Origin of the sequence: Streptomyces sp. NPDC096193 (assembly GCF_040302905.1) — a bacterium.
Classification (GTDB): Bacteria; Actinomycetota; Actinomycetes; order Streptomycetales; family Streptomycetaceae; genus Streptomyces.
Genome location: NZ_JBEOSJ010000001.1, coordinates 524,542 through 541,107 on the forward strand (window position 1 = coordinate 524,542; position 16,566 = coordinate 541,107).

Here is a 16,566-nt window from a genome sequence, read left to right on the forward strand (position 1 = left end):
ATCCCCGCCGTCACCCCAACTTCCGTACGCCGCAAGGCGCGCGCCTGGAGCCGGCGGGCCGGCGGCGCGGAGGCCCCGGGCGCGGAAGACCGGGACGCCGAAACCGGTGCGCGGAAGCCCGGTGCACGACGGTCCGAGGGCAGAAGCCCGGTGCGCGGAAGACCGGTTGTTCACCTCCGGTTCGCGTTCACGCCGCAGCCGGACGCTAGGCATGGCTCGGCACACCCCTCCCCCAACCGTTCTGGAGGCCCAGCGATGTCGCACAGCCCGCGGAGAACGTCCCCCGACCGTCGTACCGTTCTGCGGGGCACGGTCGCCGCATCGGCGGCCCTCGCTCTTCCGGCGGTGGGCGCGGCACCCGCGCTGGCCCGCTCCGGCCGTCCTCGTGCCGCCTGGGGTGTGCAGACCGGTGATGTCACCACGTCGTCGGGACTGGTGTGGGCACGGTCGGACCGGCCCGCCCGCATGATCGTCGAGACATCGGCGACGGACTCCTTCCGGCGCACGCACCGGTGGCACGGACCGCTGCTCGGGCCCGGCACGGACTTCACCGGTACGGCGTCGCTGCGCGGGCTGCCCGCGGGCGAGCAGATCCACTACCGGGTCACGCTCGCGGACCCGGACGACCCCCGCCGTACCGGGGAGCCGGTGTACGGAACGTTCCGTACCGCACCCGCCCGGCGCCGTCAGGACGTGCGCTTTCTGTGGTCGGGCGACATCGCGGGGCAGGGCTGGGGCATCAATCCGGACATCGGCGGCTACCGCGCCTACGAGGAGATGCGCCGGCGCGACCCGGACTTCTTCCTGTGCAGCGGTGACACCGTGTACGCGGACGGCCCGCTCGTCCCGAGCGTGACGCTGCCGGACGGCCGTGTGTGGCGCAACCTGATGACCGAGGAGAAGGCGAAGGTCGCCGAGACGCTCGCGGAGTACCGCGGCAACTTCCGCTACAACCTCCTCGACGAGAACGTCCGCCGCTTCAACGCACAGGTGCCGACCGTCGTCCAGTGGGACGACCACGAGGTGCGCAACAACTGGTACCCGGGCCAGATCCTCGACGACGTCCGCTACACCGAGAAGAACGTGGACGTCCTGGCCGCGCGTGCGTCCCGTGCGTTCAGCGAGTACTTCCCCGTCTCGACCCTGCCGTTGGGCGGGCGCGAGGGGCGGATGCACCGGGTGGTGCGCTACGGGCCGCTGCTCGACGTGTTCGTCCTCGACATGCGCTCGTACCGGAACGCCAACTCGCCGGGCCGGCAGGCCGACGACACGCAGGGCATCCTCGGCGCCGAGCAGCTCGCCTGGCTGAAGCGGGAGTTGTCGCGGTCGCGTGCGGTGTGGAAGGTCATCGCCTCGGACATGCCGCTCGGTCTGGTGGTGCCCGACGGCGCGGCGAACATCGAGGCGGTGGCTCAGGGCGACCCCGGCGCGCCCCTCGGACGTGAGCTGCAGATCGCGGAGCTGCTGCGCCACATCAAGCACCGCCGGATCACCGGCACTCTGTGGCTCACCGCCGATGTGCACTACACCTCCGCCCAGCACTACGCGCCGGAGCGGGCCGCCTTCAAGGACTTCGCCCCGTTCTGGGAGTTCGTCTCGGGCCCGCTGGCGGCGGGCGGTTTCCCGGCTAACGCCCTCGACGCCACGTTCGGACCCGAGCGGGTCTTCGTCCGTGCGCCCGAGCGGGCGAACGTCTCGCCGATGGAGTCCTCGCAGTACTTCGGCGAGGTCGACATCGACGGCGGCAGCGGTGAGTTGACCGTACGACTGCGGGCCGAAGGCGGAACGGTCCTGTTCAGCAAGGTGCTTCAGCCGGGCCGCGTCGGGCAGTAGAAGGTCCCACATCCACCGGGAGCAGAACCCGGCCGTCCGCCCCGGCGAGAGGGTGCGGGCGGCCGGGCTCTGCTGTGGGCACCGTCTCCCGCGCCGCGGCGACGCGAAACCGTCACACGCACGGACGTGTGGAGTTCTCCCCGGGGGATACTCGCGAGGGCTGACGACACCGGCGCGTGGAGGTCGTCGCAGCTCGCCAAGTGGGGTGTCCCGGCCGATGGTCCCGATACATCAGGCGACCGATCACTCCCCGCCAAAATCGGCTAAAAATGCCCTATAGCGGTTCAGATCCGCGCTTAACCCATCAGTCACAATACGTTCGCGATCACGCAACACAGAACGTTCACAGTGGGGTCATGACTGATGTGACTTCTGCGAAGAGTGCCCGCCGCCCCCACCACTGGCGCCGGGATCTCGTCGAACTGGCCGCCCTGTTCACGGCGGTGGCGGTCGCCGACGGCATCGCGAATCTGGTCGGCCACAGCCCCGACGGTCCGTTCCTGCTCGTCGCCTCCGCCGCCGCCCTCGTGGCCACGGCCACGTTCCACACATGGTGGGCACGACGCCACAGCCATGCTCCTCCGGCCGGCACGAGCGATACCGCCGGCGGTACGGGCGCGGCCGGCGGTAAGGGCGCGGCCGGCGGTAAGGGCGCGGCCGGCGCCGAGCACGCCGACGACGGCACACCGCACGAGACGACGCTGTGGCGCATGCGCACCACCGTCGAGGACGCGCCCGGCAGTCTCGCCGCGCTGTGCACCGCACTCGCCTCCCTGCGCGTGGACATCCTCACTCTCCAGACGCACCCGCTCGCCGCGGGCACCGTCGACGAGTTCCTGCTCAGGGCCCCCGGGCCGCTCCAGGCCCGGCAGTTGACCCACGCCGTCTCGGCGGGCGGCGGCAGCGGCACCTGGATCGAGCGGGCGGACGCCCACGACCTCGTCGACACCCCGACGCGGGTGCTCGGCCTCGCCACCCGTACCGCCCTGGACGCGGCCGAACTCCCCATGGCACTGCGCCAGTTGCTCGGGCGCTGCACCATTCACTCGCTGCCCGCCGTCTCCCTCACCGGCATGCCCACCGGCGATCTCCCGCCGGTGGAAGGCGCACTGGAGGACACGGTGATGCGGCTGCGCGACCCGAACGGAGGCGCGATCACCGTCGAGCGGCCCTACCTTCCCTTCACGCCCACCGAGTTCGCGCGGGCGCGCGCCCTGGTGGAGCTGGACGCCCGGCTCGGCCCCCGTGTCCCCCGCAGCGAGGACGTCCTCACCCTCCCCGAGGGCAACGAGATCACCGTGCGCCGCGCCGACCAGAGCGACGTCGAAGCCGCGAAGGCGATGCACGAGCGGTGCTCGCAGCGCACGCTCGGCCATCGCTACCACGGCCCGGTCGGCGACGCCGACCGTTATCTGAACCATCTGCTCAGCCCGCGCTTCGGGCGCACGCTCGCCGTCCAGACGGCCTCCGGCCGGCTCGTCGCCCTCGGCCATCTCCTGTGGGACGGGGACGAGACCGAGATCGCTCTGCTGGTGGAGGACGACTGGCAGCGCCGCGGCATCGGCTCGGAGCTGCTCGGCCGGCTCGTCGCCCTCGCCCGGGAGGCCCACTGCAGCAGCGTGTACGCCGTGACCCAGTCGTCCAACACCGCCATGGTGGCGGCGATGCGCGGCCTGGGCCTGCCCCTCGACTACCAGATCGAGGAGGGCACGGTGGTGATCACAGCCCGACTGGACGGGTCTGCCAAGCAGCACCGGTCCTGGTTCGAACAGGCTGAGCGCTGAGCGCCTCGGCGAGATCCCGCCAGAGGTCCTCGACGTCCTCGAGCCCGACGGACAGCCGCAGCAGCCGGTCACTGACACCGGCCGAGCGCCGGTCGCCCTCCGCGACGATGCGGTGACTGATGGACGCCGGGTGCTGGATCAGGCTGTCGACGCTGCCGAGACTGACGGCGGGAGTGATCAGCCGCACCCCGGCGATCACCCGGTGCGGGTCGCCGTAGACCTCGAACGAGACCATGGCCCCGCCGATCCGCGGGTAGTGCACACGCGCGATACGCGGATCGGCGGCCAGCCGGCACGCCAGGTCGGCGGCCGAGGCGGAGGCCGCCCTGACCCGTACCGGCAAGGTCGACAGGCCCCGCAGCAGCAGGTATCCCGCCATCGGATGTAGCACACCGCCGGTCGCGAAGCGCACCTGCCGCAGGCGTCCGGCGAACTCCTCGTCGCAGGCCACGACCCCGCCCATCACATCGCCGTGGCCGCCCAGGTACTTGGTGGCGCTGTGCAGCACGATCCGCGCGCCGTGCCGTATCGGACGCTGGAGCACGGGGGTGGCGAAGGTGTTGTCGACGAGCAGCGGCACCGACCCGCAGGCATGGCGTAGCGCCTCGATGTCGACCTCCGCGAGCGTCGGGTTGGCCGGCGTCTCGACCATGACCAGACCGGTGTCGGGGCGTATGGCGTCGGCGATCCCCGCCGGATCCGTCCAGGTCACCTCGGTGCCCAGCAGACCCGTCTCCAACAGATGGTCGCTGCATCCGTACAGCGGACGGACGGCGACCACATGGCGCAGGCCCATGCTCGCCCGCACCAGCAGTACGGCGGTGAGCGCCGCCATCCCGCTGGCGAAGGCCACCGCGGCCTCCGCGCCCTCGAGCCGGGCGAGAGCCGTCTCGAAGCGGGCCGTGGTCGGGTTGTCGAGCCGGCCGTAGACGGGCGGCCCCTCGGGCCGGGCGCCGGTGAGGGCGAAGGCGTCGATCCGCTCGGCCTCGGCCGCGGCGTCGAAGGAGGGATACGTGGTCGACAGGTCGAGCGGCGGTGCGTGCACTCCCAGCTCCGCGAGGTCCTCGCGTCCGGCGTGCACTGCTTCGGTGGCCAGCGCCCGGGGTACGGGGGCGGCGAAGGCTGCGTTGTCCATGACCGCAGACTGAACACCTACCGGAAGGTAGTGGCGGATGGCCGTGCTACGTTCGGTGAATGACCGAATCTGTCGCTCTGGACCCGGTCGACCTGCAGATCCTCCGCCTTCTGCAGAACGACGCCCGGACCACGTACCGCGATCTGGCGGCGGAGGTCGGAGTCGCGCCGTCCACCTGCCTGGACCGGGTGACGCGGCTGCGCCGCTCCGGCGTGATCCTCGGTCATCGCCTGGCCCTCGACCCGGCCCGGCTGGGCCGCGGTCTCCAGGCCCTGCTGTCGGTGCAGGTGCGACCGCACCGGCGCGAGCTGATCGGGCCGTTCGTGGAGCGCATCCGCGCTCTGCCGGAATCGCTGTCCCTGTTCCATCTCACCGGGCCGGACGACTACCTGGTGCATGTGGCGGTCACCGACACGGCCGACCTCCAGCGCCTGGTCATCGACGAGTTCACATCTCAGCGGGAAGTCGCCCGTGTGGAGACCCGGTTGATATTCCAGCAGTGGGACTGCGGGCCCCTGCTGCCTCCGGCCGGACAGTGAGCGATCCGGCCGATGACATGCCGCTGAGCCGGGACGATGGTGACGCGGAGGCCTCACTCGTATGAGGATGTGCGCATGTCTGTCACCCTCAGCCATCCGCTGCCCCGCCAGGTCGCCGACGCCTACGTCGACGCGCTCATCGAACTCGATCCGACCGTCGGAAGTTATCTGGGAGTCAAGGAGAGCGCCGGACTGCTCCCGGACTACTCACCCGCAGGTCAGGAGCGATTCGCCGAACTCGCCCGCGAGACCCTCGCCCGGCTCGGCGAGGCCGAGAAGCTGCCGGGTGCCGCCGCGGACGCGGAACGGCGTTGCGGACGGCTGCTGCGAGAGCGCCTGACGGCCGAACTGGCCGTGCACGATGCGGAGGAAGGGCTGCGAACCGTCAGCAACATGCGTTCCCCGGTGCACGCGGTGCGCGAGGTTTTCACGGTGACGCCGACGCAGACCGACGAGGACTGGACGGCGGTGGCCCAGCGACTGCGGGCCGTCCCGCGGGCCCTCGGCGGTTACCGCGAATCGCTCGAACTGGGCCTGGAACGCAAGCTGTTCGGTGGCCCGCGGGCCACCACGACCCATATCGGGCAACTGACGGAGTGGCTGGGCACGGATCGCAGCTGGTTCGAGGACATCGTCGCGGACGGCCCGGACGCACTGCGCGCCGAACTCGACTCCGCCGCCCGCACGGCGACCGCCGCCCTCGGTGAGCTGCGGGACTGGATGCGCGACGTCTACGCCCCGGCTGTCGCGGACGCCCCGGACACCGTGGGCCGCGAGCGCTACGCCCGCTGGTCCCGCTACTTCAACGGCACGGATCTCGACCTGGACGAGGCGTACGCGTACGGCTGGTCCGAATACCACCGTCTGCTGGCCGAGATGAAGAAGGAAGCCGCCAAGATCCTGCCCGGCGCGGGCCCTTGGGAGGCGCTGGCCCACCTCGACGTGCACGGCGAGCACATCGAGGGAGTCGAAGAGGTCCGGGTATGGCTCCAGAACCTCATGGACGAAGCGATCGAGGCACTGGACGGCACCCACTTCGAACTGGCCGAGCGGGTACGCAGGGTGGAGTCCCGGATCGCACCCCCGGGCGGAGCGGCGGCGCCCTACTACACGGGTCCTTCGGAGGACTTCTCCCGGATCGGCCAGACCTGGTTGCCGACGATGGGCGCCACGCGCTTCCCGGTGTACGACCTGGTGTCCACCTGGTACCACGAGGGTGTCCCCGGCCATCATCTGCAGATCGCGCAGTGGGTGCACGTCGCCGACCAGCTCTCCCGCTACCAGGCCACGGTCGGCATGGTCAGCGCGAACGCCGAGGGCTGGGCCCTGTACGCGGAACGGCTGATGGACGAACTGGGCTTCCTGCCCGACCCGGAGCGCCGGCTCGGCTATCTGGACGCCCAGATGATGCGCGCGTGCCGGGTGATCGTGGACATCGGTATGCACCTGGAGCTCGAGATCCCGGCCGACTCGCCGTTCCACCCGGGCGAGTGCTGGACGCCGGAACTGGCGCAGGAGTTCTTCGGCAACCACAGCGGTCGGCCGGCGGACTTCGTGGAGAGCGAGTTGACGCGGTACCTCTCGATGCCCGCTCAGGCGATCGGCTACAAGCTCGGTGAACGGGCCTGGCTGCTGGGCCGCGAGAACGCGCGCCGGAACCACGGCGCGTCGTTCGACGCGAAGGCCTGGCACATGGCGGCGCTGTCGCAGGGATCGCTGGGGCTCGACGACCTGGTGGACGAGCTGTCGAAGTTGTGACGGGTGGGGCCCGCGGGCGGGCCTGGTAGGCGGCGGCATGGTGGGCCGCGGCGGGCCTGTCGGCGCAGGCGGGCCCGCCGGGCTCGGCGGGTTCACCAGGTGACCGGGCCCGGCGGGTTCACCGGCTTCGGCGGGTTCGGCGGGTTCACCGGGGGCAGGGGGAACTCGGCGGGGTTCACCAGGTCACCGGGCCCGCCGGGTTCGGCGGGTTCGCCCTGTTCGGCGGGCCCGGCGGGTTAACCGGCTTCCCCGGGCTCGGCGGGTTAACCGACTTGCCGGTTTCGCGGCTTCGCCCGGGGCGGGCGGAGTTCGGCGGGTTCACCAGGTCACCGGGCTCGGCGGGTTCACCGGGCTCGCGGGTTCGGCGGGCGGAACTCGGCGGGTTCACCAGGTCACCGGCTTCGCCGGGTTCGCCGGGTTCGCCCGGGGCGGGCGGAACTCGGCGGGTCCACCGGGTCACCGGGCTCGGCGGGTTCACCGGCTGCGCCGGGTTCGGCGGTTCGCCGGGGGCGGGCGGAGATCGGTGAGCGGGCGCCGCGGCAGGTCCGCACGGTGTGGGACGGCCCGGCACGGCGGGCGTGTCGTCCGGTGACAGCGGGCCGGTCGGCTGGCCCCTCAGAGACCAGGCCGCTCGGCCTGCGGGGGGACCTCGCCCGCTGAGGCCCCGTGACAGCGGGACGGCCCGGGGCCGGAGGCGGGCAGCGTCGGCCTGCCCCGAAGCCCATGGCCGCTCATACCGCGGGGGCGGGTGAGCGAACTGCGTCGCCGCCCCCGCGCCGGAAGCGCAGCCGCCCGCGCCTCTCGGGTGCCACCCACCTCCCCTGGTGGCTCGCGTCCCGCCCCGGGGACGCGACCACCAGCCTCAACGGCGGAACCCGCCCTCCGAGTTGATCACCTCGCCGGTGATCCACTCCGCCTCGTCCGTCGCCAGCCATGCGATCAGCCGCGCCGGGTCGTCCGGCATGCCCCAGCGCCCCGCCGGGAACATCCCCGCGATCTCCTCGTACACCTCGCCGTCCAGGTAGTCCGTGTCCACCGGCCCCGGGTTGACGGTGTTCACGGTCACCAGGAGATCACCGAGGGACGTGGCGAGCGACCGGGTCGCCGACGCGAGCGCGCCCTTGGCCAGGGAGTACGCGATCTCCTGCGGCATCCCGCCGGCGATGTCCTGGCCCGACGTCATCATCACCACCCGGCCGCCCGGCCTGCGCTCCGGCAGCGCGGACCGCAGGCGGGCGTACGCCTGGACCAGCAGGATCACCGAGCGCGCGTCGACCGCCCAGTGCGCGTCGAGCATGCCGGCGTCGATCACGTCGAGCGGGCCGTCACCCCCGCTGAGGGCGTGATTGGCGACGAGGATGTCGATCCGGCCGCCGAGCGCTTCGGCGGCGGTGGCGACGAGTTCGGCCGGGGCGGCCGGGTCCGACAGATCACCGGGGCCGTGGCGGACGACCGCGGCCGGGTCGCCGAGTGCCTCACGCACCCCGTCGGCCACGGCACGGGGCCCGTCGGGGTCCGCACCCCACGGCTGGGCCGCGTCGTGCGGGACATGGTGGTGGAGATAGACGCTCGCGCCGTACGCGGCGAGCCGGCGGGCGACCGCGTAACCGATGCCGCCGCGCCGGCTGGCGCCGGTGACGAGAGCGGTACGGCCGCGCAGCGGCAGTGGATCACGCCGCAGCGACGCGGCATCGGGGTTCGGGATCCGGGGCATGGCAGGTCATCCTGGTCGATCGCACCGCCCGTGTCACACCCACGTACGACCTGCGCGCGACCACGGCCGACGGTCCTCCGCGTCCCTCGTCCCCCCGCCGCCGGTTCAGCAGCCGCAGTCGTCCGCGCCGACCGGTGCGGTCAGCGGGTCGGCCTCGCGCTGCGCGGCGCCCTCCCACGTCTCGTACGCGAATCCCTCGCGCACCCAGTACTCGAAGCCGCCGAGCATCTCCTTGACCTGATAGCCGAGTTCGGCCAGGGCGAGCGCGGCACGGGCTCCGCCGTTGCAGCCGGGACCCCAGCAGTAGGTGACCACCGGCATCGCCGGGTCGAGCAGGTGTCCGGCCTGTTCGGCGATCAGCGCGTTCGGCAGGTGGACCGCTCCGGGGACGTGCCCCTGGTCCCAGGACTCGGTGGACCGCGAGTCGAGGACGACGAATCCCGCGTCGCCGGCCGCGAGCGCCGAGGCCACGTCGGAGACATCGGCGTGGAAAGCGAGAGAGGCACCGAAGTAGGCGGCGGCAGCGGCGGGTGACGCCGGCGGGACCCGGAGAACGGGGTTCGAGAGAGCGGGGCCCGTAGGGGTGGAGTGCGCGGTGGGCTGCGTCGTTGTCATGACCAAGAATCTACGAACGGCCGGCGCGCGCTTGAAGGGAGATCTCCCGGCGCTGCTCTTGATCGGCCGGGGATTCCCCTGTTATCTCTCGGGGGTGACGGCGTATTCACCGGACGCCACGGACTGGCGCATTCTTGAGGTTCTGCAGAGCGAGGGCAGGGCCGGCTTCGCCGAACTCGCGCGCACGGTCTCGATGTCCGCGAGCGCCGTGACCGAGCGCGTGCGGCGGCTGGAGGAGGCAGGCGTCATCGCCGGCTACACCGCGGTCATCGACCAGGAGCGGCTCGGGCTGCCGATCCTCGCTTTTGTGCGCCTGCGGTATCCGAACGGCAACTACAAGCCCTTCCATGACCTGCTGGAGTCGACGCCCGAGATCCTCGAAGCGCACCATGTGACCGGCGACGACTGCTTCGTGCTGAAGGTCGCCGCCCGGTCCATGAGCCATCTCGAATCCGTCTCCGGCAAGATCGGCGCGCTGGGCTCGGTCACCACGAGCATCGTCTACTCGTCCCCGCTGCCGCGCCGGTCGATCAGCCGCTGAGCGGGGCCGTCCGCAGCCGCACCACGGATCCGTTCCGCTCCTTGACCACTTCGAGCTGGGTGGGGATGCGGCGGCGCAGATCCGGGACGTGGCTGACGATGCCGACGCTGCGGTCCCGCTCGCGCAGCGAATCGAGCACGTCGATGACCTCGTCGAGGGTCTGCTCGTCCAGGCTGCCGAACCCCTCGTCAATGAAGAGGGTGTCGAGCTGTACGCCGCCCGCCTCGTCGGTGACCACGTCGGCGAGGCCGAGGGCGAGGGCGAGCGAGGCGAAGAACGTCTCCCCGCCGGAGAGCGTCGCCGTGTCGCGTTCGCTGCCCGTCCACGCGTCGACGACATGCAGTCCGAGTCCCGAACGCTTGCCTCCGGCGCGGGCGTCGGAGTGCACCAGGGTGTAGCGGCCCGCCGACATGCGCTGGAGCCGCGCGGTGGCGGCCGCCGCGACCTGTTCGAGCCGGGCGGCGAGGACGTACGACTCCAGGCGCATCTTGCGCTCGTTGTCCGCGGAGGTGCCCGCGGTGAGTCCGGCGAGCCGGGCCACCCGGTCGTACTCCTCACGCAGTGGGCCCAGCCGGAGCACCTCGGTGGCGGCCTGGCGCGAGAGCCGTCCGAGTTCGGCGGCCCGGCCGCGGGCGGCGGCGAGCACGGATGTGGCGTCGCGCAGGGCGCGTTCGGCCGTGTCGTGCGCGGCACGGGCGGACTCGGGGTCGGCGGGCGGACGTCCGGCGGCATCGTGGGTCTCCGGCTCGGCGAGCCGGTCGGCGACGGCGGCGGCCTCCGTCTGCCAGGCGTCGATACGGTGCTGGAGGTCGCGATGCTCCGCGTCGCTCAGCATCGCCTCGGCGGCGACCCGCGGTGTGTCGAACCCGGCACGGAAGGCGGCGTCGGCCAGCCGGTCGTCGGCGTCCTTCAGCCGCTGGGCCGTGAGATCGACGGCACGGACGGCTTCGGCGGCGGCGGTGAGCAGGCGTACCCGCCGCTCCAGCAGGTCCGCATGTGCGGCGACACTCTCCTCGCCGCCTCGTGCACGCTCCAACTCCCCCGCCAGTGAAGCCTGTTCACGGTCCAGTGCTTCCCGGCCCGAGGTCCGTGCCGCGGCACGCCGGCCGGCCTCCTGCTGTGCCGCAAGACGCTCCTGGTGTTCCCGCTCGGCGTGGTCGAGCGCCTCCCGCGCGGCGTGCATCCCGGAGGCGAGGCGGCGGGCCTGCTCGTGGTCGCGCTCCAACCGCTCGACCAGGGTGCGCAGTTCGGACACGTCGGGATCGACGGCGTCCGTAGCGCCGGCCGTTGCCGCAACGGAGGGCGCCGTGTCCGCATCCCGGGCGGACGTCGTGTCCGCATCCTCACACGCCCCCTCCCGGGCCGCTTCCCGCGCCGCGGCCAGCGACTCACGCACCACCGCCAGTTCGCGTTCCGCGTCCGTCTTCACCGCGTCCGCCCGGGCGTAGCCCTCGTACGCGGATTCCTCCGCCGAGTGGTCCACGTGCCCCTCGCCCGCGCGGGCCGGGTCGGGGTGGTCCGGCGATCCGCAGACGGCGCAGGGCTCGCCGGGCAGCAGTCCCGCGGCCAGTTCGGCGGCGATGCCCCGCAGCCGGCGTTCCTTGAGGTCGAGCCAGCGCTCGCGGGCGCTGTTGGCACGCTCGTGTGCCGTTCGCAGCCGCTCCGCCGCGCCTTCGGCACGGGCGGCGAGCCGGTCGCGTTCCAGAGCGGCCTTCAGTCTGCGGCGGGCGGGGTCGAGCCGGCCCGCCAGGTGCTCGGCGGCCGTGGCGGCCTCCTGGGCGGCCGCGATGTGCTCCTGATGGCCTCGGCGCAGCGACTCCCAGCCGGCCAGCCACGCCGCCGCGTCCTGGAGGATGTCGTCGTCGGCCCGGGCCTGGCGGTCGAGGTCCGCGCGCTGGCGTCGGATCTCCTCGCTGCGCCGCTCGGCCCTGCGAGCGGCGTCGAGGACGCCGAGATCCTGGCGCAGTTTCCTTTCCAGCTCGGACAGGTGCTCGGCGCCGGCCTCGTGCAGCTCCGGCGGAAGCTCCGCCAGTGCGAGGTCGCATGCCTCGCTGGCGCCGGCGTGCTCGCGCTCGGCGTCGGCCCGCAGCCGCAGCGCCGGTGCCACGCGTTCGGCCTTGCGACCCCGTTCCATGCGGGCGTGCAGTGCTTCGCGCTCCGGTCGGCGTGCCTCCAGGGCCTCCTGGCGGCGCCTTGCGTCGTCGTACCGCTGCTGCAGCCGGTGCAGTTCACGCTCGGCGTCCAGCGTGTGGCGCGCGGTGGCCTGCCTGCTCTCCGCGGCGGACAGCGCGCAGTCGGCGATGTCCAGGCGTTCCCTGGCCCCCGCGCGCGCGACCGCCGCCCAGTCCAGCACGGCGCCGGCCAGGCCCGGGTCTCCCGGCTGCCGCTGCGGCAGCGGCCAGTCGCCGGCCGCGGCGCCGGCCTCCTGCTCCATCTTGTGGGCGATCGCGAGAAGTCGCTCGTCCCCGGCCTTCACCTGCTGTTCCGCGGCGCGCCGCTGTTCGGCGAGCCGGTCCTCGACGGCGGCGAAGCGGCGGGTGTCGAAGAGCCGACCCAGCAGCTTGCCGCGAGCCTCGGCGTCGGCGCGCAGGAAGCGGGCGAAGTCGCCCTGCGGCAGCAGCACCACCTGGCAGAACTGGTCGCGGCTCATGCCGACGAGCTGTGTGAGCTCCTCGCCGATCTCCTGGTGGGAGCGGCTCAGCGCCCGCCACTCGCCGCTCTGTGCGTCGTACTCGCGCAGCCAGCTCTGTGCGCGCTCGGTGGTGAACCCCTTGCCGTTCTTCTTCCGACGGAGCTGGGCCGGGCGGCGGCGGATCTCCAACCGCCTACCGCCGACGGTCAGTTCGAGCAGCACCTCGGTGAAGGTGCCGGCCACGGCGTGGTCGCTGCGCAGCGAGGCTCCGGGGCTCTGCCGGGCCCCGGGCACCGCGCCGTACAGCGCGAAGCAGACGGCATCGAGCACGGAGGTCTTGCCGGCGCCGGTCGGCCCGTGGAGCAGGAAGATCCCGGCGGCGGACAGGGTGTCGAAGTCGACCTCCTGGTCGGCTCCGAAGGGGCCGAAGGCCGTGACGGTCAGCCGGTGCAGCCTCACCCGGCCACCTCGCGCACGGTGTCGTCCACCCGGACGTCGTCGAACGCCCCGCGCAGCACCGTGCGCTCGCGTTCGTCGGGTCCGCTGCCCCGGACATGGGCCACGAAGTCCTCCGCGATCTGCTGGTCGCTGCGTCCTTTCAGCCGCTGGGCGTACGAGTCGACGGCGTCCTGCTCGGCGCGCTCGGGTTCGAAGACGAGGCTCAGCGCGTGCGGGAAGCGCTCGGTGAGGCGCGCCATCGGGTCGGCCGGGCGCACGGGGTCGGTGAGCGTGGCTTCGACGAACGACTGCTCGTGTGCGGCGAGCGCCGGGTCGTCGAGCAGGTCGTCGAGGCGTCCGCGCAGCCGCGCGAGGGGCCGCGGGACAGGGCAGTCGACGCGCTCGGCTTCGATCTCACCGGCGGCCCCGAGGTCGATGAGCCACATGGTCTTGCGGTGGGCCGCCTCGGAGAAGGAGTAGGCGAGCGGCGAACCGGAGTAGCGCACGCGCTCGGTGATGGTCTGGGCGCCGTGCAGATGCCCGAGCGCGACATAGTCGACGCCGTCGAACACGCCGGCCGGAACCGCTGCCACGCCGCCGACGGTGATGTCCCGTTCGCTGTCGCTCTCCTGGCCGCCGGCGACGAACGCGTGCGCCAGCACGAGCGAGCGCGTACCTGCGGGACGGGTCGCGAGGTCCGCACTGACCCGGTTCATCGCCGCACCGATGACGGCTTCGTGGTGTGTCTTGTCGGTCTTGAACTCGTCCTTCACCAGGGCCGGTTCCAGATACGGCAGGCCGTAGCAGGCAACCTCGCCGTGGTCGTCGGCGAGGACCACGGGGGTGTCGCAGCCCGCCGGGTCGGTACGCAGATGTATCCCGGCCCGCTCGATGAGTCCGGCTCCCACCCCGAGGCGGCGCGCGGAGTCGTGGTTCCCGGAGATCATGACCGTCGGCACGCCGACGGCCGCCAGCCGGTGCAGCGCGTCGTCGAACAGCTCGACGGCGGTGAGCGGCGGCACCGCCCGGTCGTACACGTCTCCCGCCACCAGCACCGCGTCCACGTCGCGTTCGCGAACCGTCGCCACCAGGTGGTCGAGGAACGCGGCCTGGGCGTCGAGCATGCTCACCCGGTGGAGCGAGCGCCCCAGGTGCCAGTCCGACGTATGCAGGAGTCTCATGATCCCCGAGAGTAACGGTGCGGTCGGACATCACGTGCGGAATCAGGCGTCCCCATACGCCTCACCGCCCAACTCCAGCCCCGCGGTTCCCGCGGTGGCGTCCGCGAGCCAGCGGCGGAAGGCATCGACGTCGGCGTCGGGCAGACCGATCTCGAAGGTGACGGCCTCCGCGTAGCGCACCTCGCGCACATCGCGTCCGGTGGCCCGCAGATCGTTCTCGAGCCTGCCCGCACGCTGGTGGTCGACGGTGACGGTGGCGAGCCGGAAGCGCTGCCGGGTGAGCGTCCCGAGCGCGTCGAGAGCTTCGCCGACCACTCCCCCGTACGCCCGGATCAGCCCGCCCGCACCGAGCTTCACACCGCCGTAGTACCGCGTGACGACCGCGACGGCATAACGGACATCACGCCGCATCAGCATCTGGAGCATGGGGACACCGGCCGTACCGCCGGGCTCGCCGTCGTCACTCGCTTTCTGGACGGCGGCGTCGGCCCCGATGACATAGGCGAAGCAGTTGTGCGAGGCGGTCGAGTGCTCCCTGCGGACCCGGGCGACGAAGGCCTGTGCCTCCTCCTCGGTCGCCGCGGGTGCGAGCGCGCAGATGAAGCGCGATCGATTGATCTCTGTCTCGTGCACACCCTCACGGGCGACCGTCCGGTACTGCTCCTGCATCCGGTCACCCTATGTGGCGCCCGGAAGGGAATGCTCCGCCGGGCTCCCCGGTTGTCGGTGTCATGGACGCAGACACAGAGACGATCCGCAGGGTTCTGACCTCGACGGGTGACACGTGGGCCGTGGTGGGCCTGTCCAACAACACGTCCCGGGCGGCGTACGGCGTCGCCGACGTCCTCCAGCGCTTCGGCAAGCGCGTCGTGCCGGTCCACCCCAAGGCGGAGACGGTCCACGGCGAGCAGGGCTACGCCTCACTCGCCGACATCCCCTTCGAGGTCGACGTGGTCGACGTCTTCGTCAACTCGGACCTCGCGGGCGCGGTGGCGGACGAGGCGGTCGCGGCCGGCGCGAAGGCGGTCTGGTTCCAGCTGGGCGTCATCGACGCAGAGGCGTACGACCGCACGCGCGCGGCGGGCCTGGACATGGTGATGGACCGCTGCCCGGCGATCGAGATTCCGCGGCTGGGGTGAACGACGGGGCGGGCGGGGCGCGTTGACGATGCCGGGGTGCGGGAGTTCGGGGTTCAGATCCCCAATCCGGCCAGGACGGTCGCCCCCGCCAGTCCCGCGAACGCCTTCCCCGGCACGATCAGCTTCCCCCGCCTGCGTCCGCTGCCGATCAGCACCCACGGGATGTCGACGACCGCCGCGTCCACGAGTAGCGGCCAGCTCGCCGGGAGTCCGATCGGGGTGATGCCGCCGTACTCCATGCCCGTCTCGCCCGTCGCGGTGTCCATCGACGCGAACGACGCCTTGCGCGCGCCCAGTTGCCTGCGGACCACCCCGTTCACGTCCACCCGTGTGCTGGACAGGACCAGGCACGCCGCCAGGGTCGACCCGCCACCTCGTTTGCCCGCGACGACCACGCAGTTCGCCGACTCTTCGAGCAGCTCCTGGCCGTAGTGCTCCGCGAAGACCGCCGTGTCCGCGATCTGCGGGTTCGTGTCCACATAGATCAGCTGGTCCGCCGGGACATCGCCCTGCCAGCCGCGGACGGCGTCGGCGACCGGGGCGGCCAGGATGTCGAGGCAGTCCCGTGCGGGACGGGCGTCGGGGAAGTGTCCGATGGGGGCGCGCATGGGCGGAAAAATAGCAGCGGTCCGCGGTGGGGCGGACGGCCGTCTCAGCGGACGGGCGGGATGGAGACGGCCATGGTCATCACGACCTTCTCGGTCCCGTCGTTGCGGTATCCGTGGGGGACGTTCGCCTCGAAGGTGGCGGAGGAGCCGGCGGGCACCGTGTGCGCGGTGCCGTCGACCAGCAGGGTGAGGTCGCCCGCGGTGACGTGGAGGAGTTCGATGGTCCCGTCCGGGTGTGCGTCGGACTCACTGCGGTCGCCGGGCATCAGCTCCCAGGCCCACAACTCCAGGGGTCCTCGCTTCTCGGTGCCGACGAGAAGCGTGGTGAAGCTGCCCGTGGAGGTCGACCACATCCGTACGGCCTGGTCCGGCGGGACGACGCGGACCTGCGGCCCCTGTTCGTAGTCGAGGAGCGTGGTGATGCTGACGCCGAGGGCGTCGGCCAGCTTCACCGTGGTCCCCACGCTCGGGTTGGTGCGCGCCTGCTCGATCTGGATGATCATGCCGCGGCTGACCCCCGCGCGAGCGGCGAGAGCGTCGAGCGTGAGCCCGCGCTCGCCGCGCCAGCGCTTGAGGTTGCGGGCGAGCGATTGCGTGAGTTGGTCGAGATCCGTCACATTCCGTCCATTATTTTGAATGACAGAGTTCA

Annotated in this window: 14 protein-coding genes; 6 read left to right on the top strand and 8 right to left on the bottom strand. The window is 72.2% G+C overall.

Annotation, left to right across the window (positions count from 1 at the left end; genetic code table 11):
* The first annotated feature begins 255 nt into the window (after positions 1 to 255).
* Together ABTX78_RS02390 and ABTX78_RS02395 are read left to right on the top strand one after the other, a co-directional pair.
* Complete coding sequence (locus tag ABTX78_RS02390; RefSeq protein ID WP_352204935.1) at positions 256 to 1,833, top strand: alkaline phosphatase D family protein; 1,578 nt, start codon at positions 256 to 258, stop codon at positions 1,831 to 1,833.
* A gap of 356 nt (positions 1,834 to 2,189) precedes the next feature.
* The gene (locus tag ABTX78_RS02395) at positions 2,190 to 3,617 is read left to right on the top strand and encodes a GNAT family N-acetyltransferase (protein WP_352204936.1); all 1,428 of its coding nucleotides are present in this window, start codon (positions 2,190 to 2,192) and stop codon (positions 3,615 to 3,617) included.
* Here the strand turns inward: ABTX78_RS02395 and ABTX78_RS02400 are convergent.
* Positions 3,553 to 4,752: a trans-sulfuration enzyme family protein gene (locus ABTX78_RS02400; RefSeq protein ID WP_352204937.1), complete on the bottom strand. Its 1,200-nt coding sequence runs from the start codon at positions 4,750 to 4,752 to the stop codon at positions 3,553 to 3,555. The two genes, ABTX78_RS02395 and ABTX78_RS02400, sit on opposite strands and share 65 nt — an antisense overlap.
* Before the next feature lie 59 nt (positions 4,753 to 4,811).
* Between ABTX78_RS02400 and ABTX78_RS02405 the strand changes: the two genes are divergently transcribed.
* Positions 4,812 to 5,291: an Lrp/AsnC family transcriptional regulator gene (locus ABTX78_RS02405; protein WP_352204938.1), complete on the top strand. Its 480-nt coding sequence runs from the start codon at positions 4,812 to 4,814 to the stop codon at positions 5,289 to 5,291.
* 75 nt (positions 5,292 to 5,366) lie between these two features.
* Positions 5,367 to 7,049: a DUF885 domain-containing protein gene (locus ABTX78_RS02410; RefSeq protein WP_352204939.1), complete on the top strand. Its 1,683-nt coding sequence runs from the start codon at positions 5,367 to 5,369 to the stop codon at positions 7,047 to 7,049.
* 862 nt (positions 7,050 to 7,911) lie between these two features.
* Here ABTX78_RS02410 and ABTX78_RS02415 read toward each other — a convergent pair.
* Together ABTX78_RS02415 and ABTX78_RS02420 are read right to left on the bottom strand one after the other, a co-directional pair.
* The gene (locus ABTX78_RS02415; RefSeq protein WP_352204940.1) at positions 7,912 to 8,763 is read right to left on the bottom strand and encodes an SDR family oxidoreductase; all 852 of its coding nucleotides are present in this window, start codon (positions 8,761 to 8,763) and stop codon (positions 7,912 to 7,914) included.
* Between the two features lie 105 nt (positions 8,764 to 8,868).
* Positions 8,869 to 9,378 (bottom strand): rhodanese-like domain-containing protein, encoded by a 510-nt coding sequence (locus ABTX78_RS02420; RefSeq protein WP_352204941.1) that lies wholly within the window; start codon positions 9,376 to 9,378, stop codon positions 8,869 to 8,871.
* A gap of 94 nt (positions 9,379 to 9,472) precedes the next feature.
* On the opposite strand from ABTX78_RS02420, the gene ABTX78_RS02425 reads away from it, so the two are divergent.
* Entirely contained in the window at positions 9,473 to 9,919 is a 447-nt protein-coding gene (locus ABTX78_RS02425) for an Lrp/AsnC family transcriptional regulator (RefSeq protein ID WP_502993734.1), read from the top strand.
* On the opposite strand, the gene ABTX78_RS02430 is transcribed toward ABTX78_RS02425, so the two are convergent.
* From ABTX78_RS02430 to ABTX78_RS02440, 3 genes are read right to left on the bottom strand one after another with little or no spacing between them, the layout of a single operon-like run.
* Positions 9,909 to 13,010: an AAA family ATPase gene (locus tag ABTX78_RS02430; protein ID WP_352204942.1), complete on the bottom strand. Its 3,102-nt coding sequence runs from the start codon at positions 13,008 to 13,010 to the stop codon at positions 9,909 to 9,911. The genes ABTX78_RS02425 and ABTX78_RS02430 overlap by 11 nt on opposite strands.
* Positions 13,007 to 14,170: an exonuclease SbcCD subunit D gene (locus tag ABTX78_RS02435; RefSeq protein WP_352204943.1), complete on the bottom strand. Its 1,164-nt coding sequence runs from the start codon at positions 14,168 to 14,170 to the stop codon at positions 13,007 to 13,009. The genes ABTX78_RS02430 and ABTX78_RS02435 overlap by 4 nt, the downstream gene beginning before the upstream one ends.
* A gap of 42 nt (positions 14,171 to 14,212) precedes the next feature.
* Positions 14,213 to 14,839 (bottom strand): YigZ family protein, encoded by a 627-nt coding sequence (locus ABTX78_RS02440; protein WP_352204944.1) that lies wholly within the window; start codon positions 14,837 to 14,839, stop codon positions 14,213 to 14,215.
* Positions 14,840 to 14,901: 62 nt separating this feature from the next.
* Here ABTX78_RS02440 and ABTX78_RS02445 point away from each other — a divergent pair, with 62 nt between their 5' ends.
* Positions 14,902 to 15,309 (top strand): CoA-binding protein, encoded by a 408-nt coding sequence (locus ABTX78_RS02445; protein ID WP_352204945.1) that lies wholly within the window; start codon positions 14,902 to 14,904, stop codon positions 15,307 to 15,309.
* Between the two features lie 53 nt (positions 15,310 to 15,362).
* Here the strand turns inward: ABTX78_RS02445 and ABTX78_RS02450 are convergent, their stop codons facing one another.
* Positions 15,363 to 15,917, bottom strand: a complete 555-nt coding sequence (locus tag ABTX78_RS02450; RefSeq protein ID WP_352204946.1) for a YbaK/EbsC family protein — start codon at positions 15,915 to 15,917, stop codon at positions 15,363 to 15,365.
* Positions 15,918 to 15,961: 44 nt separating this feature from the next.
* Positions 15,962 to 16,534 (bottom strand): helix-turn-helix domain-containing protein, encoded by a 573-nt coding sequence (locus tag ABTX78_RS02455; protein ID WP_352204947.1) that lies wholly within the window; start codon positions 16,532 to 16,534, stop codon positions 15,962 to 15,964.
* Positions 16,535 to 16,566: the final 32 nt, after the last annotated feature.

Excerpts from the sequence above, each read along its gene's own strand:
- ABTX78_RS02390 (WP_352204935.1), top strand. The coding sequence starts at position 256 with ATGTCGCACAGCCCGCGGAGAACGTCCCCCGACCGTCGTACCGTTCTG.
- ABTX78_RS02440 (WP_352204944.1), bottom strand. The coding sequence starts at position 14,839 with ATGCAGGAGCAGTACCGGACGGTCGCCCGTGAGGGTGTGCACGAGACA.
- ABTX78_RS02420 (WP_352204941.1), bottom strand. The coding sequence starts at position 9,378 with ATGACAACGACGCAGCCCACCGCGCACTCCACCCCTACGGGCCCCGCT.
- ABTX78_RS02405 (WP_352204938.1), top strand. The coding sequence starts at position 4,812 with ATGACCGAATCTGTCGCTCTGGACCCGGTCGACCTGCAGATCCTCCGC.
- ABTX78_RS02450 (WP_352204946.1), bottom strand. The coding sequence starts at position 15,917 with ATGCGCGCCCCCATCGGACACTTCCCCGACGCCCGTCCCGCACGGGAC.
- ABTX78_RS02410 (WP_352204939.1), top strand. The coding sequence starts at position 5,367 with ATGTCTGTCACCCTCAGCCATCCGCTGCCCCGCCAGGTCGCCGACGCC.
- ABTX78_RS02395 (WP_352204936.1), top strand. The coding sequence starts at position 2,190 with ATGACTGATGTGACTTCTGCGAAGAGTGCCCGCCGCCCCCACCACTGG.
- ABTX78_RS02400 (WP_352204937.1), bottom strand. The coding sequence starts at position 4,752 with ATGGACAACGCAGCCTTCGCCGCCCCCGTACCCCGGGCGCTGGCCACC.
- ABTX78_RS02415 (WP_352204940.1), bottom strand. The coding sequence starts at position 8,763 with ATGCCCCGGATCCCGAACCCCGATGCCGCGTCGCTGCGGCGTGATCCA.
- ABTX78_RS02445 (WP_352204945.1), top strand. The coding sequence starts at position 14,902 with ATGGACGCAGACACAGAGACGATCCGCAGGGTTCTGACCTCGACGGGT.
- ABTX78_RS02435 (WP_352204943.1), bottom strand. The coding sequence starts at position 14,170 with ATGAGACTCCTGCATACGTCGGACTGGCACCTGGGGCGCTCGCTCCAC.